At 55.6% G+C, this 20,566-nt stretch carries 18 protein-coding genes and 4 tRNA genes; 16 read left to right on the forward strand and 6 right to left on the reverse strand.

What is annotated here, in order from left to right:
- The first annotated feature begins 4 nt into the window (after positions 1-4).
- From rffA to O1723_RS00825, 10 genes are all read left to right on the forward strand, one after another.
- Positions 5-1,135, forward strand: a complete 1,131-nt coding sequence (gene rffA, locus O1723_RS00780) for a dTDP-4-amino-4,6-dideoxygalactose transaminase (RefSeq protein ID WP_014885664.1) — start codon at positions 5-7, stop codon at positions 1,133-1,135.
- A gap of 1 nt (position 1,136) precedes the next feature.
- Positions 1,137-2,387 carry a lipid III flippase WzxE gene (gene wzxE / locus O1723_RS00785; protein ID WP_014885663.1) on the forward strand — a complete coding sequence of 417 codons (1,251 nt, stop codon included), beginning with the start codon at positions 1,137-1,139 and terminating at the stop codon, positions 2,385-2,387.
- Positions 2,384-3,463 carry a TDP-N-acetylfucosamine:lipid II N-acetylfucosaminyltransferase gene (locus O1723_RS00790; RefSeq protein WP_014885662.1) on the forward strand — a complete coding sequence of 360 codons (1,080 nt, stop codon included), beginning with the start codon at positions 2,384-2,386 and terminating at the stop codon, positions 3,461-3,463. The genes wzxE and O1723_RS00790 overlap by 4 nt, the downstream gene beginning before the upstream one ends.
- Positions 3,460-4,812, forward strand: a complete 1,353-nt coding sequence (gene wzyE, locus O1723_RS00795) for an ECA oligosaccharide polymerase (protein ID WP_014885661.1) — start codon at positions 3,460-3,462, stop codon at positions 4,810-4,812. Before O1723_RS00790 ends, wzyE begins: the two co-directional genes overlap by 4 nt.
- A gap of 12 nt (positions 4,813-4,824) precedes the next feature.
- Positions 4,825-5,565, forward strand: coding sequence for a lipopolysaccharide N-acetylmannosaminouronosyltransferase (gene wecG / locus O1723_RS00800; protein ID WP_014885660.1), 741 nt, complete (start codon positions 4,825-4,827; stop codon positions 5,563-5,565).
- 197 nt (positions 5,566-5,762) lie between these two features.
- On the forward strand, positions 5,763-7,148 hold the full coding sequence (gene thrP, locus O1723_RS00805; protein ID WP_014885658.1) for a bifunctional threonine/serine APC transporter ThrP: 1,386 nt from the start codon (positions 5,763-5,765) through the stop codon (positions 7,146-7,148).
- A gap of 102 nt (positions 7,149-7,250) precedes the next feature.
- Positions 7,251-7,327, forward strand: a tRNA-Arg gene (locus O1723_RS00810).
- Positions 7,328-7,394: 67 nt separating this feature from the next.
- Positions 7,395-7,470: transfer RNA gene (locus tag O1723_RS00815), tRNA-His, on the forward strand.
- Positions 7,471-7,491: 21 nt separating this feature from the next.
- Positions 7,492-7,577, forward strand: a tRNA-Leu gene (locus tag O1723_RS00820).
- A 45-nt stretch (positions 7,578-7,622) separates the two neighbouring features.
- Positions 7,623-7,699: transfer RNA gene (locus O1723_RS00825), tRNA-Pro, on the forward strand.
- A gap of 506 nt (positions 7,700-8,205) precedes the next feature.
- Here the strand turns inward: O1723_RS00825 and O1723_RS00830 are convergent.
- From O1723_RS00830 to hemC, 5 genes are all read right to left on the reverse strand, one after another.
- Positions 8,206-9,417, reverse strand: a complete 1,212-nt coding sequence (locus O1723_RS00830) for an MFS transporter (RefSeq protein ID WP_014885657.1) — start codon at positions 9,415-9,417, stop codon at positions 8,206-8,208.
- Positions 9,418-9,586: 169 nt separating this feature from the next.
- Positions 9,587-10,786 carry a protoheme IX biogenesis protein HemY gene (gene hemY, locus O1723_RS00835; protein WP_014885656.1) on the reverse strand — a complete coding sequence of 400 codons (1,200 nt, stop codon included), beginning with the start codon at positions 10,784-10,786 and terminating at the stop codon, positions 9,587-9,589.
- 2 nt (positions 10,787-10,788) lie between these two features.
- The gene (gene hemX / locus O1723_RS00840; RefSeq protein WP_014885655.1) at positions 10,789-11,979 is read right to left on the reverse strand and encodes a uroporphyrinogen-III C-methyltransferase; all 1,191 of its coding nucleotides are present in this window, start codon (positions 11,977-11,979) and stop codon (positions 10,789-10,791) included.
- 20 nt (positions 11,980-11,999) lie between these two features.
- Positions 12,000-12,740 carry a uroporphyrinogen-III synthase gene (gene hemD, locus O1723_RS00845; RefSeq protein ID WP_014885654.1) on the reverse strand — a complete coding sequence of 247 codons (741 nt, stop codon included), beginning with the start codon at positions 12,738-12,740 and terminating at the stop codon, positions 12,000-12,002.
- Positions 12,737-13,678: a hydroxymethylbilane synthase gene (gene hemC / locus O1723_RS00850; protein WP_014885653.1), complete on the reverse strand. Its 942-nt coding sequence runs from the start codon at positions 13,676-13,678 to the stop codon at positions 12,737-12,739. The genes hemD and hemC overlap by 4 nt, the downstream gene beginning before the upstream one ends.
- A gap of 350 nt (positions 13,679-14,028) precedes the next feature.
- Between hemC and cyaA the strand changes: the two genes are divergently transcribed.
- Positions 14,029-16,572: a class I adenylate cyclase gene (cyaA, locus tag O1723_RS00855; RefSeq protein ID WP_014885652.1), complete on the forward strand. Its 2,544-nt coding sequence runs from the start codon at positions 14,029-14,031 to the stop codon at positions 16,570-16,572.
- 91 nt (positions 16,573-16,663) lie between these two features.
- Here cyaA and cyaY read toward each other — a convergent pair whose 3' ends face one another.
- Complete coding sequence (gene cyaY / locus O1723_RS00860) at positions 16,664-16,984, reverse strand: iron donor protein CyaY (protein ID WP_014885651.1); 321 nt, start codon at positions 16,982-16,984, stop codon at positions 16,664-16,666.
- Between the two features lie 135 nt (positions 16,985-17,119).
- Here cyaY and lptM point away from each other — a divergent pair, with 135 nt between their 5' ends.
- Genes lptM through yigB form a run of 5 tightly spaced genes read left to right on the forward strand, consistent with a single transcriptional unit; the run spans position 17,120 to position 20,502 of the window.
- Positions 17,120-17,323, forward strand: coding sequence for an LPS translocon maturation chaperone LptM (gene lptM / locus O1723_RS00865; protein ID WP_014885650.1), 204 nt, complete (start codon positions 17,120-17,122; stop codon positions 17,321-17,323).
- Between the two features lie 35 nt (positions 17,324-17,358).
- The gene (gene dapF / locus O1723_RS00870) at positions 17,359-18,183 is read left to right on the forward strand and encodes a diaminopimelate epimerase (protein ID WP_014885649.1); all 825 of its coding nucleotides are present in this window, start codon (positions 17,359-17,361) and stop codon (positions 18,181-18,183) included.
- Positions 18,180-18,887, forward strand: coding sequence for a DUF484 domain-containing protein (locus O1723_RS00875; protein ID WP_014885648.1), 708 nt, complete (start codon positions 18,180-18,182; stop codon positions 18,885-18,887). Before dapF ends, O1723_RS00875 begins: the two co-directional genes overlap by 4 nt.
- Positions 18,884-19,786, forward strand: a complete 903-nt coding sequence (gene xerC, locus O1723_RS00880) for a tyrosine recombinase XerC (protein ID WP_014885647.1) — start codon at positions 18,884-18,886, stop codon at positions 19,784-19,786. The genes O1723_RS00875 and xerC overlap by 4 nt, the downstream gene beginning before the upstream one ends.
- A complete protein-coding gene (gene yigB, locus O1723_RS00885; RefSeq protein WP_014885646.1) occupies positions 19,786-20,502 on the forward strand; it encodes a 5-amino-6-(5-phospho-D-ribitylamino)uracil phosphatase YigB in 717 nt (238 codons plus the stop codon). Before xerC ends, yigB begins: the two co-directional genes overlap by 1 nt.
- Positions 20,503-20,566: the final 64 nt, after the last annotated feature.

Consider the following 20,566-nt stretch of genomic DNA (forward strand, 5'->3'; position numbering starts at 1 on the left):
CAAGATGATTCCATTTAACGCCCCCCCCGTCGTCGGTACGGAACTCGACTATATGCAGTCTGCCATGGGCAGCGGCAAACTTTGCGGTGATGGCGGTTTCACCCGTCGCTGCCAGCAGTGGATGGAGCAGCGTTTTCGCAGCGCTAAAGTGCTGCTGACCCCGTCCTGTACGGCATCGCTGGAAATGGCGGCACTGCTGCTGGATATCCAGCCCGGCGATGAAGTGATCATGCCGAGCTATACCTTTGTCTCCACAGCAAATGCGTTTGTCCTGCGCGGAGCAAAAATCGTCTTTGTGGATATCCGTCCGGATACCATGAACATTGATGAGACGCTGATTGACGCGGCGATCACCGACAAAACGCGGGCGATCGTGCCGGTTCACTACGCGGGCGTAGCCTGTGAAATGGACACCATCATGGCGATCGCCAAAAAACATAACCTGTTTGTGGTGGAAGATGCCGCTCAGGGTGTGATGTCCACCTACAAGGGACGCGCGCTGGGCACTATCGGCCATATTGGCTGCTTTAGCTTCCACGAAACGAAAAACTACACGGCGGGTGGAGAAGGTGGCGCGACGCTGATCAACGACCCGGCGCTCGTGGAGCGTGCGGAAGTGATCCGTGAAAAAGGCACCAACCGCAGCCAGTTCTTCCGCGGGCAGGTGGATAAATACACCTGGCGCGATATTGGCTCAAGCTATCTGATGGCGGATCTGCAGGCGGCATATCTGTGGGCACAGCTGGAAGCGGCGGAGCGGATTAACCTTCAGCGCCTGTCCCTGTGGCAAACCTATTACGATGCACTTGAACCGCTGGCAAAAGCCGGGCGTATCGAGCTGCCAACTATTCCGGCTGATTGCGTTCACAATGCCCACATGTTCTACATCAAGCTTCGGGATAACGACGATCGCAGCCAGCTCATCGCCTGGCTGAAAGAAGCCGAAATTATGGCTGTCTTCCACTACATTCCGCTACATTCGAGCCCGGCAGGCGAGGCGTTCGGGGTGTTCGCCGGTGAAGACCGTTACACTACAAAAGAAAGTGAGCGTTTGCTTCGCTTGCCACTGTTCTACAACCTCGCGCCAGTTAACCAGCGTACGGTGATTAATACCCTTCTGAGTTATTTCGGCTGATATGTCTCTGGCAAAAGCATCGGTGTGGACCGCCGCGTCCACGCTTGTAAAGATTGGCGCCGGACTGCTGGTCGTCAAGCTGCTGGCCGTCTCATTCGGTCCTTCAGGCGTTGGGCTGGCGGGGAACTTCCGCCAGCTGGTGACCGTCCTTGGCGTGCTGGCCGGGGCCGGTATCTTCAACGGTGTGACCAAATACGTTGCTCAGTATCATGATGATGCGGCACAGCTTCGCAGGGTCGTCGGCACCGCGTCGGCGATGGTTACCGGGTTTTCGACCCTGCTGGCTATCGTATTTTTGCTCGCGGCGGCCCCCATCAGTCAGGGATTATTTGGGCACACCCAGTATGAGGGGCTGGTGCGTCTGGTCGCATTGGTTCAGATGGGTATTGCCTGGGCAAACCTGCTGCTGGCATTGATGAAAGGCTTTCGTGATGCTGCCGGGAACGCGCTTGCGTTAATCCTGGGGAGCGTCATCGGCGTGATTGCCTATTACTTCTGCTACCGCCTGGGTGGCTATGAAGGGGCACTGCTCGGGCTGGCGCTGGTTCCGGCGCTGGTTGTCGTTCCTGCCGCGTTTATGCTGATGCGTCGGGGCGTTATCCCTCTGAGCTACCTCAAACCGCAATGGGACAAAGTGCTTGCCAGCCAGTTGGGTAAATTTACCCTGATGGCGCTCATCACTTCCGTCACGCTACCGGTGGCTTACGTGATGATGCGAAACCTGCTGGCGGCGCATTATAGCTGGGATGAGGTAGGGATCTGGCAGGGCGTAAGCAGTATTTCCGACGCCTACCTACAGTTTATTACGGCTTCCTTTAGCGTTTATTTGCTGCCAACCTTATCGCGTCTGACGTCCAGGCAGGATATTACCCGTGAGATTTTCCGCTCGCTGCGCTTTGTGCTTCCCGCCGTGGCGGCGGCCAGTTTTACCGTCTGGCTATTGCGCGATGTCGCCATCTGGCTGCTTTTCTCAGCGAAGTTTACCGCCATGCGCGATCTGTTTGCCTGGCAACTGGTGGGTGATGTGCTGAAAGTGGGGGCTTACGTTTTCGGCTACCTGGTGATTGCGAAAGCCTCGCTGCGGCTGTATATCCTGGCGGAGATAAGCCAGTTTGGGTTACTGACGGCATTTTCACACTGGCTGATACCTTCGCATGGTGCGCTGGGGGCGGCTCAGGCCTATATGGCAACCTATATCGTTTATTTCGCTGCCTGTTGCGGCGTATTTTTATTGTGGCGTAAACGCGCATGACTGCACTGATTCACATCCTGGGATCGGATATCCCACACCATAACCAGACCGTTTTGCGGTTCTTTAACGATGAACTGGCACCGGGTAACCCTGATGCACGTGAGTTTATGGTTGCAGGTCAGGATAAGGGCCTGAGCGAGGCATTTCCGGCGCTGACTCTTCGCTTCTGGCCGGACAAGGCCGCGCTGGCGAAGGCGGTCATTGCCAAAGCCAAAGCGAATCGCCAGCAACGTTTCTTTTTCCACGGGCAGTTCAATACCGGCCTGTGGCTGGCCCTGCTCAGCGGGGGAATCAAACCTTCCCAGTGCAGCTGGCATATCTGGGGGGCGGATCTCTACGAAGTCTCACGCGGCTGGAAATTCCGCCTTTTCTATCCCCTTCGCCGGATGGCACAGGGCAGGGTGGGCTGCGTTTTTGCCACCCGTGGCGATCTCAACTATTTTGCGAAACAGCATCCGAACGTGCGCGGTGAGCTAATCTATTTCCCAACCCGCATGGATCCGGCGCTAAATACCCTGGCGAATGACACGGTTCGTGAAGGCAAGCTGACGATTCTGGTGGGAAATTCAGGCGACCGCAGTAACGAGCATGTTGCCGCGCTGCGGGCGGTACACCAGCAGTTTGGCGACACGGTGAACGTGGTCGTGCCGATGGGTTATCCGGCCAATAACGACGCCTACATCAACGAGGTTCGCCAGCAGGGTCTTACGCTTTTTAGCCCTGAGAATCTTCAAATCCTCAGTGAAAAGCTGGCGTTTGATGAATACCTTATGCTGCTAAGAAAATGCGATCTCGGCTATTTTATCTTTGCGCGTCAGCAGGGGATAGGTACGTTGTGTCTGCTGATCCAGGCGGGGGTGCCGTGCGTGCTCAACCGTGACAACCCATTCTGGCAGGATATGGTTGAACAGCATATTCCGGTGCTGTTTACCTCCGATACGCTGAATGTCGAGGTGGTACGGGAAGCACAACGCCAGCTCACGCTGGTGGATAAAAACAGTATCGACTTTTTCAGCCCGAACTATCTCACGCCGTGGCACCGTGCGCTGCGTATCGCGTCAGGAGAGAAAGCATGAGTCAGTTGCAATTCAGCGGCTTACTGGTTGTCTGGCTTCTGAGCACGCTGTTTATCGCCACCCTCACCTGGTTTGAATTCCGCCGGGTGCGCTTCAACTTTAACGTATTCTTCTCGTTACTGTTTCTGCTGACCTTCTTTTTCGGCTTTCCGCTGACCAGCATTCTGGTCTTCCGGTTTGACGTGAGCGTCGCGCCGCCGGAAATCTTGCTCCAGGCGCTTCTGGCGGCGACCTGTTTCTATGCGGTTTACTACGTCACCTACAAAACGCGGCTGCGTTCAGCCAGGGCCACTGCATCACGCCGGGCGCTCTTTACCATGAATCGGGTGGAGACCCACCTGACATGGGTGATATTGATGGCTATCGCCCTGGTCAGTGTCGGGATCTTCTTTATGCATAACGGCTTCCTGCTGTTTAAGCTCAACTCCTACAGCCAGATTTTTTCGGCTGAAGTTTCGGGCGTGGCGTTAAAGCGATTCTTCTACTTCTTTATCCCGGCGATGCTGGTGATTTTCTTCCTGCGACAGGACAGTAAAGCGTGGCTGTTCTTCCTGGTCAGTACCGTCGCGTTCGGTATCCTGACCTACATGATTGTGGGCGGTACGCGCGCCAATATCATCATTGCTTTCGCTATCTTCTTGTTTATTGGCATCATCCGCGGCTGGATCTCGCTGTGGATGCTGGTGGCGGCAGGGGTGTTTGGCATTGTGGGGATGTTCTGGCTGGCGCTGAAGCGCTACGGGATGAACGTGGCGGGCGATGAGGCGTTTTACACGTTCCTCTACCTGACGCGCGATACCTTCTCGCCGTGGGAAAACCTGGCCTTGCTGCTGCAAAACTACGACAAGATTGATTTCCAGGGGCTTGCGCCGATTGTTCGCGACTTCTATGTCTTTATCCCGAGCTGGCTATGGCCGGAGCGCCCTGGCGTGGTGCTCAATACCGCGAACTATTTTACCTGGGAAGTGTTAAACAATCATTCGGGTCTGGCGATCTCGCCAACGCTGATCGGCTCCCTGGTGGTGATGGGCGGCGGCTGGTTTATCCTGCCTGGTGCGGTTGTCGTAGGGCTGATTATTAAATGGTTCGACTGGCTTTACCTGCGCGGTATTGAAGAGACGAACCGCTACAAAGCGGCCATTTTGCACAGTTTCTGCTTTGGTGCCATTTTCAATATGATCGTTCTGGCGCGTGAAGGTCTGGATTCATTCGTTTCGCGCGTGGTGTTCTTCATGGTCGTTTTCGGCATCAGCCTGTTACTGGCCAAATTGCTGTACTGGCTGTTTGACAGTGCAGGGCTTGTTCACAAGCGCGGGCAACAGGGCAGCACAACGCTGTCGCAAGTTTAAGAAAGGATAGTCATGACGGATAAAACTTCTGCACCGCGTTATGCGCTTCGTGGTTTGCAGCTTATTGGCTGGCGCGATATGCAGCACGCGCTGGATTTTCTTTTTGCCGATGGTCAGATGAAATCCGGTACGCTGGTTGCCATCAATGCAGAAAAGATGCTGGCGGTGGAAGATAACGCCGAAGTCAAAAGCCTGATTGAAGCGGCTGAATTTAAATACGCGGACGGGATTAGCGTGGTCCGATCTATCCGTAAAAAGTTTCCTGGCGCTAATGTTTCCCGCGTGGCGGGGGCCGATCTCTGGGAGCATCTTATGGCCCGCGCGGGCGCGGAGGGGACGCCAGTCTTCCTGATTGGCGGTAAGCCCGAAGTGCTGGCACAGACCGAAGAGAAGCTGCGTCGTCATTGGAATGTTAATATTGTCGGCAGTCAGGATGGTTACTTTAAGCCTGAAGATCGGCAGGCCTTGTTTGCACGCGTTCGCGACAGCGGGGCAAAAATTGTCACCGTGGCGATGGGTTCCCCGCGACAGGAAATCCTGATGCGCGACTGTCGGCTGGTCAGCCCAGATGCCCTGTATATGGGCGTAGGAGGCACCTACGACGTCTTTACCGGCCACGTTAAGCGTGCACCGACGGTCTGGCAAAATATGGGGCTGGAATGGCTCTACCGCCTGCTTTCACAACCCACCCGCATTAAACGACAGATTCGTCTGCTTCGCTACCTCGCCTGGCACTACACCGGGAAAATGTAATCAAAATGTAGCGCGATATGCTGTTCGCGCTGCAACTCGCCTGCAAAACTGCTGATAATTTGTGCAATGCATTCATTTTTTTTATGCATCGTTTGCCATTTGGTCAATTTTAAGAAACCATTCGCTCTGTATTTTAGTCCCCCTAAAAAACAATACCCGGTATTAAGCCGGGAAACAGCAAACACAATCGAGGATCTATGGCAGAGAAACAACCGGAGCTACAGCGTGGGCTGGAAGCTCGTCATATCGAACTGATCGCGCTGGGCGGCACTATCGGCGTGGGCCTGTTTATGGGCTCCGCAAGCACCCTTAAATGGGCAGGCCCTTCCGTATTACTGGCGTATATCATCGCCGGGCTGTTTGTTTTCTTCATCATGCGCTCAATGGGCGAAATGCTCTTTCTGGAACCCGTAACCGGATCTTTTGCCGTTTACGCGCACCGTTATATGAGCCCGTTCTTCGGCTACCTGACAGCCTGGTCCTACTGGTTTATGTGGATGGCGGTGGGCATCTCTGAAATCACCGCGATAGGGGTCTATGTCCAGTTCTGGTTCCCGGACATGGTCCAGTGGATACCGGCGCTGATTGCCGTGGGGCTGGTGGCGCTGGCAAACCTGGCCGCGGTGCGCCTGTACGGTGAAATCGAGTTCTGGTTTGCGATGATCAAAGTGACCACCATCATCGTGATGATTGTGATTGGTCTGGGCGTGATTTTCTTTGGCTTTGGCAACGGTGGGCACGCCATCGGCTTTGGCAACCTGACTGAACACGGCGGCTTCTTCGCTGGCGGCTGGAAGGGCTTCCTGACAGCGCTGTGTATCGTGGTGGCTTCATATCAGGGTGTGGAGCTGATCGGTATTACTGCTGGTGAAGCGAAAAACCCGCAGGTCACGCTGCGCAGCGCGGTGGGCAAAGTGTTGTGGCGCATCCTGATTTTCTATGTAGGCGCGATCTTCGTTATCGTGACCATCTTCCCGTGGAATGAAATTGGCATGACCGGAAGCCCGTTCGTTTTAACCTTTGCGAAGATTGGTATTACCGCAGCAGCAGGCATCATCAACTTTGTGGTTTTGACAGCGGCACTCTCTGGCTGTAACAGCGGGATGTACAGCTGTGGCCGTATGCTCTACGCTCTCTCGAAAAATAACCAGCTACCTGCGGCGATGAGTAAAGTATCACGTGCGGGTGTGCCGGTTGCGGGGGTCGCGGTATCCATTGTGATTCTGCTGATTGGCTCATGCCTGAATTACATCATTCCTAATCCGCAGCGTGTGTTTGTTTACGTCTACAGTGCCAGCGTGCTGCCGGGTATGGTGCCGTGGTTTGTCATTCTCATCAGCCAGCTGCGTTTCCGTCATGCACATAAAAAAGCGATCGCCAGCCATCCGTTCCGCTCGATCCTGTTCCCGTATGCGAACTATTTAACGATGGCGTTCCTGATTTGCGTATTAATTGGAATGTACTTTAATGAAGATACCCGCATGTCGCTGTTTGTCGGGCTAATCTTCCTGGCGGCAGTGACGGCCGCGTATAAGCTTTTTGGCCTGGGTCGCCGCGGCACCACGCACAAAGTGGAGGAATAAGCGGCAAAATGTGCAAACCATAACCAAACGCGCATTTTTTTCAAAAAAGCACTAGACAGCGGGGACGGAGGTACGTAATATCCAGCCCCGCAACGGCGCTAAGCGCCCGTAGCTCAGCTGGATAGAGCGCTGCCCTCCGGAGGCAGAGGTCTCAGGTTCGAATCCTGTCGGGCGCGCCATTTTAGTCCCGGCGCTAGAGCTGCGGTGGTCTGAGAAGTAGTCAGTACCGCGTGAAAGAATACAGTGGTGGCTATAGCTCAGTTGGTAGAGCCCTGGATTGTGATTCCAGTTGTCGTGGGTTCGAATCCCATTAGCCACCCCATTATTGAAAGAGTTGTGAATTGCGAAGGTGGCGGAATTGGTAGACGCGCTAGCTTCAGGTGTTAGTGTCCTTAGGATGTGGGGGTTCGAGTCCCCCCCCTCGCACCACGACTTTTTAAATGAATTGAACTAAAAATTCAAAAAGCAGTACATCGGCGAGTAGCGCAGCTTGGTAGCGCAACTGGTTTGGGACCAGTGGGTCGGAGGTTCGAATCCTCTCTCGCCGACCAATTTTGAACCCCGCTTCGGCGGGGTTTTTTGTTTTCTGTGATGTTTCTTTCCTGTAGTGATTCCCCGACAGCGCCCTTTTTCAGTGTCGCGATTCAGTGACATGTAATCCGTTGAAAGTATTAGAAATATTTATTTAGGGGCTTTACTGTCTCTTTCTGACGACATATTTCTGCATTTAGCGATACGTTATGAAGCTTCAGACAGTGCTTAACAGCATAATTTCCTTTTATCTTAAAATGTTGCGTCATGTAAACGTTTTGCGTGTAACTCTGGCACGTTACGTGCAATAATATACGTGTAGATGCTCATTCCATCTCTTATGTTCGCCTTAGTGCCTCATAAACTCAGGAATGACGCAGAGCCATTTACGGTGCTTATCGTCCACTGACAGATGTCGCTTCGGCCTCATCAGACACCATGGACATAACGTTGAGTGAAGCACCAAATATGTTGTCTTACAGACCTGTTTTAACGCCTGCTTTTATAGCAGGCGTTTTTTTATGCCTTATTCCTGATAAAAGCGCATGATGAGAGCAACTATCAGCAGAGCCGCTGACGAAACCATATATAGCGCCTGTACTGAGCCAACCCCGGAAGCCACCACAGCTGCAATGCCAGTGAAAAGTGAGGCGCTGAGCGTTTGCCAGCGCCAGGCTTTACCGCTGGCAACAGCGATTTGCCTGGCCTGAAAATGGCTGAGCATGCCAAACGTACCCGCTGCAAAAAGCACGTTTGACGCCAGATGTGCGACAAAGATCATCCCAGGCGCATAACCTGCCCAGTTGGCCATAAACGGCAGCATTCCATAAGCGGCCAGAAAGATGCCAAGGCAAAGTAATAATCGCGGCGTACGAGCCGCAAAACGCGCCAGACTGTCTCTTTTAAGCAGCAAAGGGCCGCAAAGCTGCCCCATGCTCCTCGCAAAAAGCAGGGGCAGAGCAAGGCCAGCCGCATCCTGAGGGCGTAGCTGCTGGGCCAGTGCCGGAAGAAGTGCCATAGCGGGTGACCCGACAGCGGCCAGCGCAGGCAAAATGAGCAAGCTGCGTTTCTGCCGAACGGTCAATGTCTGCCAGCGCAATTTCGTAGAAACCCCCTTTTCTTCAGGGGCGGCGTGTGGAGCTGGTGAAAACAGGCGTTCCGCCAGCCATAACATGACCAGCGACCCGAGGAAACTGATGGCATCAATGGTCAGCAAGGCGAGCACGGGCATCTTCTGAAAAAGCACCACGCCCAGCCCGGTACCTAATAGCACCTGAGACGCAAAAATAACATTTTCCAGACAGGTGGCGGCAGGCAGTTCCGTTTCGCTGAGGCCGCGCTTGAAGAGCAACGTCAGGGCGGGCCAGCTCATCCCGCTGAGTAGCGCTTCGGTGGATTGCACGGCGAGTAACGCGACAACGCTATGATAACCCACGCCAAGCAGGGGAAAGAGCAGGGCAAGTAAGCCGAGTCCTTCGGTCAATATCAGCAGGGATATCGGAGAATAGCGCGAGCATAGCCTTTCACCGAGCATGCTGCCGAAAAACCCTGGTACCGTGGCGAAAAGAAAGGCGAGGGTAAGCAGGGCTGGCGGGGCTGACCACGCTAACAGCAGCCCGAAGACTACAACCTGGGTTAACCCATTTCCCAGTGAAGAGAAGATAAAAGCACAGGCAAGCAGGCGCAGCCAGCGATGGCAGCGCAGCGCTTCAATAAGCGCATACAAAAGCGAGTTCATGACGATTTCCTTTCAGAAACGATTTAGTCCACGCGCAATTCGCGCATGTGCGAAAAAAAGTTAATGAAAAGGCATCGTTACATTGGCGGGTTCGTTTGTGGCTTGAGGTGTAAAGAATGTAGCAGGAGAAAAGCGATAAAAAAAGGAGGCCGTCTGGCCTCCCTGTTAATTACTGCTGCGTGCCGTTGTTCTGCAACGTCAACAGCAACCCATCTCGCCGCATGGCAGCAGCCTCTTCTGGCTTATGCTGTTTGTCGAGCGTATCGGCAAGCCACGCGTAGTCATAGGCGTCCGGACGCTGTTTCAGTGCCGCACGGAAGGCGAGGCTCGCCTCCTGCCATTCGCCGTGCTTCATCAGCGACTGGCCCAGCGTGCTCCACAGCAGCGGGCGGTCGCCGACGGTTTTGATCTGCTGACGCAGCACTTTCTCGACTTGCTCTGGGTTATTGGTTTTCAGGCGCGGGATCACCATGACCAGACGATCGTCGTACTGGCGCTTGAGACCGTCGAGGAGGATCTCCTGGGCGGTGTCATGATCGTCACATTCAATAAGATGTTCCGCCATCGCCACCTGCAGAGGAACCTGCTGACGCGTTTTCCGGCTCTGATTTTTCCACCAGGTCTTCAGGCCGTCGCTACCCAGGTCGGCGCGTGCCTGATCCATCAGGCCAATCCATGCCAGACGCTGAAGCTCGTCACGATGCTCGTCATCACCCACTTCGGCCTTCGCCATTGACGGAATGATGTCCAGCAGCGAGCCCCACGCACCGGTACGAATATAAGCCTGTTCGGCAAGACGCAGGACTTCAGGATGGCGGGGAGCTATTTCCAGCAGGCGGTCAATGCCATGGCGCGCCGCATGGTTCTCATTGCGTGCCAGCTGCAGACGAACGCGGGTGATCTCAACCGGAATCGGGTCACCGGAAGCCAGTTCTGACGCACGTTCCAGATGCTGATTCGCACGGGCTTCATCACCGCGCTGCTGCGCTGCTTCGGCAGCCAGAAGATAGTTCACCACCGGCTGTTCTGCATGGTCGGCATTTTTCGACATCAGCTTTTCAACCTGCTGATAATCGCCTTCGGCGAGCTTAAGCAGCGCCTGCTCGGTTTGCTTACGCGCACGACGACGCTTGCGGCCAACGAACCAGCCGCGCGTATGCGCGCCGGTACGGAAAATACGGCGCAGGATCCATTCGACTGCCAGCAGTACTACGACGCCGAGGATCAGAATAATCACCAGACCCGTTACGCTGGTTTCGATGTTGTAATTATCGGTCTGGATCAGAACGTATCCCTGATGACCGGCAAGCATCGGTCCCAGGACGATCCCGGCGATCAACAAGATGAAGAGTAAGAGAACTTTTAGCATCATTACTCTCCTTGTGGCGCGCTTTCAGGCGCTGGCGCTGGTGCCGCTCCGCCTGTTTGCTCTGCCGGAACGCCCGGCTGTGCCAGCAGGTTACGCACGCGCGTCTGCATCAGTTTCTCCAGTATCGGCTGGCTGGCCAGCTTATCCGGTACGTTCATCGTGATGTTCTGCTGGCTCAGCTTGTCGATGTCTTCGAGGAAAGCGGTGGTCGTTGCGTCATCGGTATTGTAATACGCACGCACCCACGTCGAGACGTTATCCAGCGCCTGTTTGTAGGTCTCTTCCTGATGACGCGGCACAGCCTGAGCCGCCACCAGCAGGCGGGAACGGATGTTTTCGCGCAGATAGATATCCTGATTCGGCGCTAACAGCGGTACAGCGGTTTCATCGCGGCGACGGATGGTGATAAAGCTGTCCATAAAGTTCTGCCAGCTTTTCTGCAGGTTAATGCGCCATTCGCTCAGAGAGCTGGAAAGCTCGGTACCGTCGGAATCCATGGGGGAGTCGTCGTCGTTGTTATCCGCCAGCTGCAGGTTATCAATCTGATTCGAAAGCTGGTTCACCTTGAGGATAATGCCGTCGTAATCCACCTGCGAAACGGCGGAAAGACTCGCGATATCTTCGGTGATCGCGCGACGTGCGGTAATGAGACTGGGATCGTTCATGTCTGCAAGGCTTGCATCGGCGCTTTTCAGCAGTGCGGCGGCGGTGGTAACGTCCTGGTCGCTCCAGAGCTTACGCCCGGCGAGTTTTACGAGGAAATCGGCCTGAGAGAGCAGCCAGGTTTTGGCATCGGTACCGGAAATCGTGGCGACTTTCTGCTGTACTTCGTCCAGTTGTTTGGTCAGCTCTTGCTGTTTGTTGTTTGCCTCGGCCAGCGCGGCAGCCTGCTGCTTAATCACCGCTTCCAGCTCGGTTTTCTGCGTTTCCTGCGCTTTTTGCAGGGAGGTAAGCTGATTGACCAGCGTATCGCTGGTGGCCGTCTGGTTAGCGCCCTGTTGCTTCACAAGGCCGTACAGGCCAACACCTGCCGCCAGTGCAATGGCGATGGCAATTGCGCTCAGCGCGAGGCTGGTTTTGTTGCTGCCGTTTTTCTTCTCAGCGGTTTTCTCAGTCGTCTCTGGCTGTGGCGTGGTGTCCACAGTCTCCCTGGTCTCTTCAACCACGGCGGAGGATTTTTCGTGTTCCGTCATTATGGCTTCCCATTTGAGAGTTATTGTAATGCGCGCAGCAGCGCATCGTTGTCGGCGTTATCAGCGATCCGAATATCCTGCCAGCCCAGTTCCCGGGCGAGGTTCGCCAGACGCTCACTGACGACCAGAAGCCGACAGCGGAGTAACCAGTTTTCGCGATACCAATGCGGTATCAGCGACCAAAGCTGTTGTAACATTTCACCGCTGGTGACCACCAGCGTATTAATGCCGCGCGCGTGCCAGCGCATCGCTTCTTCCGCGCCATCGTAGTGCTTTGCGCAACGCTGATAGCACTCAACGAACGTCACGTCGGCACCCCGTTCACGCAGCGTTTCGCCCAGCAGCTCGCGGCCACCATTGCCGCGCAAAATGAGCGCGCGCTTTCCGGCAATAGTTTGTAATTCAGGTAATTGTAGCAAGACTTCGCTAATTTCCCGATCTAACGGGTAGCGAACATCAGCGCCGCTTACGGTATGCAGCGCCAGCGCCGTTGAGCGACCAATGGCGAAATAGCGTGGGGCAGTTGTCCAGGACAAACTTTGCTGTTGCAGCTGGGCGTTGGCGAATTCCACGGCATGTTGCGACAACGCAAACAGCAGATCGCCTTCCTGCAGGGTATTTATCCGATCGGCGAGCGCAGAGAGCTCGCGACCGGGGGAGAATTCAATCAGCGGAAAACTCCAGGCCACCTGCCCCAGTGTGCGCAGACGGCTCACTAACTGCTCTCCTGCGGGAGAAGGGCGGGTGACAAGAATACTCATGCAGGGGGTTCTCCGTTATAGACCTCAGCCAGGATTTCACGCGCGCCGTTATTCAGCAGCTCTTCCGCCAGCGACACGCCAAGCTGTTCGGCATCTTGCGGATTGCCACGACGTTCGCCGCGTACCATCTGTGAACCGTCCGGGGCACCCACCAGCGCGCGCAGCCAGAGTTTCCCTTCGGTTAATTCAGCATAGCTGCCAATCGGCACCTGGCATCCGCCTTCGAGGCGGGTATTCATCGCCCGCTCGGCTTTTACGCGGATAGCGGTCTCGTCATGGTTCAGCGGCGCGAGCAGTTGGCGGGTACGCACATCGTCCAGACGGCACTCGATGCCGACGGCACCCTGGCCCACGGCCGGCAGCGACAGTTCTGGTGGTAGCGCCACGCTAATGCGTTCCTCCAGCCCCAGACGCTTCAGTCCAGCGACGGCAAGAATAATGGCATCGTATTCACCGTTATCCAGTTTGCCCAGGCGTGTGCCGACGTTGCCGCGCAGCGAGCGGATGATCAGGTCAGGGCGACGCTCCGCCAGCTGACACTGACGGCGTAAACTGGAGGTGCCAACTACGCTACCTTCGGGCAACGCATCAAGCGAGTCATAGCGGTTAGAGACAAACGCATCACGCGGATCTTCGCGCTCGCAGATGGTCACCAGCCCCAGCCCTTCCGGGAACTCGACGGGCACATCTTTCATGGAGTGCACGGCGATATCGGCGCGGTTCTCAAGCAATGCCAGTTCCAGTTCTTTGACAAACAGGCCCTTGCCGCCCACCTTCGCCAGTGGCGTATCCAGGATCACGTCACCGCGCGTGACCATCGGCACCAGCTCGACGCGCAATCCATTGTGGCAGGCTTCAAGGCGCTGCTTAACATAATGTGCCTGCCAGAGCGCGAGAGGGCTTTGGCGTGTGGCAATTCTCAAAACATTGTCTAACATGCTTGTTACCGTCATTATCAATCGCTAACCATCCTAACATTGTTGACTCTGGGATGGCAGTTTTACGGTTGATGAAGCGCGAGAGGGACACGGTGGCGTATTGGCCAGCCATAGCCGTATTCAGGAATTTACACGTACAGAACGGTGCTACACTTGTATGTAGCGCATCTTTCTTTACGGTCAACCGGCAAGGTGTTAAATTGATCACGTTTTAGACCATTTTTTCGTCGGTACCACCATAATGATAAGGGCGAAAAAAGGGTAACGGTTATCTTTTTGAAATACTGCGGGCTCGCGGTTATTCGTGTTTTGAATGGCTTACGACACCCGGAAACATCAGGCGATACGTCTTGTACCTCTATATTGAGACTCTGAAACAGAGACTGGATGCCATAAATCAATTGCGCGTGGATCGCGCGCTTGCTGCCATGGGCCCTGCTTTCCAGCAGGTATACAGTCTGCTGCCGACATTATTGCACTATCACCATCCGCTGATGCCTGGGTACCTTGACGGTAACGTTCCCAGAGGCATATGTCTTTTCACGCCTGATGAAACCCAACAGCATTATCTGAACGAGCTGGAACTCTACCGCGGCATGCCGCCGCAGGAATCACCGACAGGTGAATTGCCGATTACCGGCGTTTACACGATGGGGAGTACCTCATCGGTAGGGCAAAGCTGTTCTTCAGACCTGGATATCTGGGTCTGCCATCAATCCTGGCTCGATAACGAAGAGCGGCAGCTGCTGCAGCGTAAATGCAGCCTGCTGGAGAGCTGGGCCGCGTCGCTTGGCGTGGAAGTGAGCTTCTTCCTGATTGATGAAAACCGTTTCCGCCATAACGAAAGCGGCAGTCTGGGTGGTGAAGACTGCGGCTCGACTCAGCACATCTTATTGCTGGATGAATTTTATCGTACTGCTGTGCGTCTGGCCGGGAAGCGTATTCTGTGGAATATGGTGCCGTGCGATGAAGAAGAGAATTATGACGACTACGTCATGTCGCTTTATTCGCAGGGCGTTCTGACGCCAAACGAGTGGCTGGATCTGGGCGGCCTTAGCTCCCTGTCCGCAGAAGAGTACTTCGGCGCTAGCCTCTGGCAGCTCTATAAGAGCATTGATTCACCGTACAAAGCGGTGTTGAAAACGCTGTTGCTTGAAGCCTACTCCTGGGAATACCCCACGCCGCGTCTGCTGGCGAAAGATATCAAGCAGCGCCTGCACGATGGTGAGATTGTCTCCTACGGGCTTGATGCCTACTGCATGATGCTGGAACGCGTTACCGAATACCTGAAAGCCATTGATGACTCGACGCGTCTTGACCTGGTGCGTCGATGTTTTTATCTCAAAGTTTGTGAAAAACTGAGCCGCGAGCGCGCCTGTGTGGGCTGGCGTCGTGAAGTGGTCAGCCAGTTAGTGAAAGAGTGGGGATGGGACGAAGCGCGTCTGTCCATGCTCGACAACCGCGCTAACTGGAAAATCGATCAGGTGCGTGAAGCGCATAACGAACTGCTCGATGCGATGATGCAAAGCTACCGTAACCTGATCCGCTTTGCGCGCCGCAACAACCTTAGCGTCTCCGCCAGCCCGCAGGACATTGGCGTACTGACCCGTAAGCTCTATGCCGCGTTTGAAGCGCTGCCGGGCAAAGTCACCCTGGTGAACCCGCAGATTTCGCCTGATCTGTCAGAACCGAACCTGACCTTTATCTATGTACCGCCGGGCCGCGCAAACCGCACCGGGTGGTATCTGTACAACCGTGCGCCTAGCATGGACTCGATCATCAGCCATCAGCCGCTGGAATATAACCGCTACCTGAACAAACTGGTGGCCTGGGCGTGGTTTAACGGTCTGCTGACTTCACGCACCCGCCTGTTTATCAAGGGCAACGAGGTCGTCGATTTAGCCAAGCTGCAGGAGATGGTGGCTGATGTTTCGCACCACTTCCCACTGCGTCTGCCTGCGCCAACGCCGAAAGCGCTCTACAGCCCCTGTGAAATTCGCCATCTGGCGATTATCGTCAACCTGGAATACGACCCGACGGCAGCTTTCCGTAATCAGGTAGTCCATTTTGACTTCCGCAAACTGGACGTCTTCAGCTTTGGCGAACAGCAAAACTGTCTGGTGGGCAGCGTGGATCTGCTGTACCGCAACTCGTGGAATGAAGTGCGTACTCTGCATTTCAACGGCGAGCAGGCGATGATCGAAGCGCTGAAAACTATTCTGGGCAAAATGCATCAGGACGCCGCGCCGCCGGACAGCGTCGAAGTGTTCTGCTACAGCCAGCACCTGCGCGGTTTGATTCGTACCCGCGTGCAGCAGCTGGTCTCCGAGTGCATCGAGCTGCGTCTCTCCAGTACCCGTCAGGAAACCGGGCGTTTTAAAGCGCTGCGCGTCTCCGGCCAGACCTGGGGGCTGTTCTTCGAACGTCTGAATGTATCGGTACAGAAGCTGGAAAACGCCATTGAGTTTTACGGGGCGATTTCACATAACAAGCTGCATGGACTGTCGGTCCAGGTGGAAACCAACCACGTCAAACTGCCACAGGTGGTGGACGGCTTTGCGAGTGAAGGGATTATTCAGTTCTTCTTCGAAGAGTCGGGCGACGATGCCGGGTTTAACATTTACATTCTGGATGAGACCAACCGCGCCGAGGTGTATCACCATTGTGAAGGTAGCAAAGAGGAGCTGGTGCGCGACGTCAGCCGTTTCTACTCTTCTTCACATGACCGCTTCACCTATGGCTCCAGCTTTATCAACTTCAACCTGCCGCAGTTCTATCAGATTGTGAACGTTGATGGGCGAGCGCAGGTGATCCCGTTCCGTACGCAGGCAATTACCCCTGCGGTGCCAGCAAACCAGGATACCGCACCGCTGTTGCAGCAGTATTTCTCCTGATTTCGTGAGCCCGGTGGCGGCTAAGCCTTACCGGGCCTACAACAGCCCGAACCCGTAGGCCGGGTAAGCGCAGCGCCACCCGGCAACAAAACTACCTGAAACTGACGGTCTCACCCGCCTGCGCCGTCGCTGCCTGCTCCAGCAAATCCCAGAACGTTTCGCCGCTGCGGTCGCAAATCCATTCCCCGTCTTTCAGATCGAAATGATATCCGCCCTGTTTTGCGGCCAGCCAGACCTGGTGAAGCGGTTCCTGGCGGTTAATAATAATTTTGCTGCCGTTTTCGAAGCTCAGGGTCAGAATGCCGCCGTTGATTTCACAATCGATATCGCTGTCGCCGTCCCAGTCGTCGAGACGTTCTTCGATGGTCATCCACAGGGTGTCTGCAAGGCGATGGAATTCACTGTCGTTCATGGTTTTGTTCCTGTTTTTCGTGATGCCGGCAGTATAACGCTAAATAATTCCCGTTGCAGGAAAGCGGCAAACTCTTGCTTTTGTGTCTTCTCCTGCGATGATAGAAACAGATTTGAACTTACGGGCAACTTTATAATGAAAAACGCTTTCCGAACGCTTGCCGTTCTCATCACCCTGTTTAGCCTGACGGGCTGCGGACTGAAGGGACCACTCTACTTCCCACCTGCGGATAAAACCGCGCCGCCGCCGACGAAACCCGTCCAAAGCGGCATTGAGTCTACCACGCCAAATACTAACGATCGTGGCGACAACGGTGGCCCGACTCAGGTTAATCTCTGACGACAACGTTCTGTACCCGCGCAATGGAGCAAATGATGCAGTTCTCTAAAATGCATGGCCTTGGCAACGATTTTATGGTCGTCGACGCGGTAACGCAGAATGTGTTTTTCTCCCCGGAACTGATCCGTCGCCTGGCGGATCGGCATCTGGGCGTGGGGTTTGATCAACTGCTGGTGGTTGAGCCGCCATACGATCCCGACCTCGATTTCCACTACCGTATTTTTAACGCGGACGGCAGCGAGGTTAACCAGTGCGGCAACGGTGCGCGTTGTTTTGCCCGCTTTGTCCGCCTGAAAGGGCTGACCAACAAGCGCGATATTCGCGTCAGTACGGCCAACGGCCGTATGGTGCTCAGCGTCACCGATGACGAACTGGTGCGCGTGAACATGGGCGAGCCTAACTTCGAACCCTCTGCCGTGCCGTTTCGCGCAAATAAAGCGGAAAAGACCTATATTATGCGTGCGGCCGAGCAGACAGTATTGTGCGGCGTCGTCTCGATGGGTAATCCGCACTGCGTGATTCAGGTGGATGATGTGGAAACCGCCGCGGTTGAAACGCTCGGTCCGGTGCTGGAAGGCCACGAGCGTTTTCCGGAGCGGGCGAACATCGGTTTCATGCAGGTGGTGAAGCGTGAGCACATCCGCCTGCGGGTTTACGAGCGCGGCGCGGGCGAAACCCAGGCCTGCGGTAGCGGTGCGTGTGCGGCCGTGGCGGTCGGCATCTCACAGGGGCTACTCGCCGAAGAGGTTCGCGTCGAGTTACCGGGCGGTCGGCTTGATATCGCCTGGAAAGGACCGGGTCATCCACTGTATATGACTGGCCCGGCGGCACATGTCTATGACGGGTTTATCCATCTATGAAACAACCAGGGGAAGAACTGCAGGAAACAGTGACGGAACTGGACGACAGAGCTGTTGTGGATTATCTGCTGCGCAATCCTGAGTTTTTTATTCGCAATGCACGCGTCGTCGAAGAGATGCGCGTGCCGCATCCGGTTCGCGGGACCGTGTCGCTGGTCGAATGGCACATGGCGCGCTCGCGCAACCACATCAATCAGCTTGAAGAGAACATGACGCTGCTGATGGAACAGGCCAGTACCAACGAAAGCCTGTTCTATCGTTTGCTGCATTTGCAGGCGCGTCTGGCCTCGGCGCACAGCCTTGATGAGTTCCTTAGCCGCTTCCACCGCTGGGCGCGTGAGCTTGGGCTGGCGGGTGCAACGATTCGTCTTTTTCCTGACCGCTGGCGCATTGGCGCACCGTCCGGGTTTACCCATCTGGCGCTCAGTCGTCAGGCGTTTGAACCGCTGCGCATTCAGCGTCTGGGCCATGCGCATCACTATCTGGGGCCGCTGAACGGGCCTGAACTGCTGGTGGTATTACCGGAAGCGAAGGCGATTGGCTCGGTGGCGATGTCGCTGATGGGACGCGATGGCGATCTGGGCATCATGTTATTTACCAGCCGCGACGCGCACCACTACGAGCAAGGCCAGGCCACGCACCTGCTGCAGGAGATCGCCCTGATGCTGCCCGAACTGCTGGAGCGCTGGATTGAACGCGTATGACGGACGGACCGCTTTCCACTGACGTCGCGCGCTTTCTGCGCTATCTGGGGGTGGAACGTCAGCTCAGCCCCATTACGCTGCTTAACTACCAGCGTCAGCTTGATGCCATCATGCAGATTGCCGACGAGATCGGCCTGAAAAGCTGGCAACAATGTGACGCTGCCACGGTACGCGGGTTCGTTGTGCGTAGCCGTAAAAAAAACCTCAGCCCGGCGAGCCTGGCCCTCAGGCTCTCCGCGCTACGCAGTTTCTTTGACTGGCTGGTCAGCCAGGGCGGCATAAAAGCCAACCCGGCAAAAGGGATCGCCACGCCGAAAGCCCCGCGCCATCTGCCGAAAAATATCGACGTCGACGACGTAAACCGTCTGCTGGATATTGATCTGAACGATCCGTTGGCGGTGCGTGACCGCGCGATGCTGGAAGTGATGTACGGCGCAGGCCTGCGTCTGTCTGAACTGGTGAACCTCGATTTAAAACACCTCGACCTGGACACCGGCGAAGTGTGGGTGATGGGCAAGGGCAGCAAAGAGCGCCGCCTGCCCATTGGCCGCAATGCCGTCGCCTGGATTGAGCACTGGCTTGACCTGCGCGGGCTGTTTGGCGCGGAAGAAGATGCGCTGTTCCTGTCGAAACTCGGCAAGCGGATCTCGGCGCGTAACGTACAGAAGCGCTTTGCGGAGTGGGGTATTAAGCAGGGGCTGAACAGTCATGTTCACCCGCATAAGCTGCGACACTCCTTTGCGACACACATGCTTGAGTCGAGCGGCGATCTGCGCGGCGTGCAGGAGCTCCTCGGCCATGCGAATCTGTCGACCACTCAAATCTACACCCACTTAGACTTCCAACACCTTGCCTCGGTGTATGACGCGGCGCATCCACGCGCCAAACGGGGGAAATAATGCGTTTTTACCGCCCACTCGGCCAGATCTCAGCCCTGACGTTTGACCTTGATGACACCCTTTATGACAACCGCGAGGTGATTCTGCGTACCGAGCAGGAATCGCTGGCGTTTGTACAGAATTACCATCCGGCGCTGAAAGCGATGCAGAACAAGGACTTCCAGACGCTGCGTCAGTCCCTGCGGGAGACCGAGCCGGACATTTACCACGACGTGACCGAATGGCGTCGTCGCGCGGTTGAGCAGGCGATGCTCAACGCAGGACTCAACGCACGGGATGCGGCCATCGGTGCTGAGGCAGCGATGGAAAACTTTGCCAAATGGCGCAGCCGTATCGACGTACCGCAGGAGACCCACGACACGCTGGCGAAGCTCGCCGAAAAGTGGCCGCTGGTGGCCATCACCAACGGCAATGCCCAGCCCGAGCTGTTTGGCCTCAGCGATTACTTTGAATTCGTGCTGCGCGCAGGCCCGCACGGTCGCGCCAAGCCGTTTAGCGATATGTACCACCTGGCGGCCGAAAAGCTGAATCTACCGCTCGGCCAGATCCTGCACGTGGGTGATGACCTGACTACAGACGTGGCCGGGGCTATCCGCTGCGGCATGCAGGCCTGCTGGATCAAGCCAGAGAACGCCGACCTGATGACCACGCTGGATAGCCGTCTTCTGCCGCACGTGGAAATTTCACGGTTGGCATCCCTCACGACGCTGATATAATCACCAGTAATATTGTATAAATTACCAGGGTTTTGCAGTTGTAGGCCCGGTAAGCGAAGCGCCA

The organism is Enterobacter cloacae complex sp. HYC080_NIDB (genome assembly GCF_056673325.1).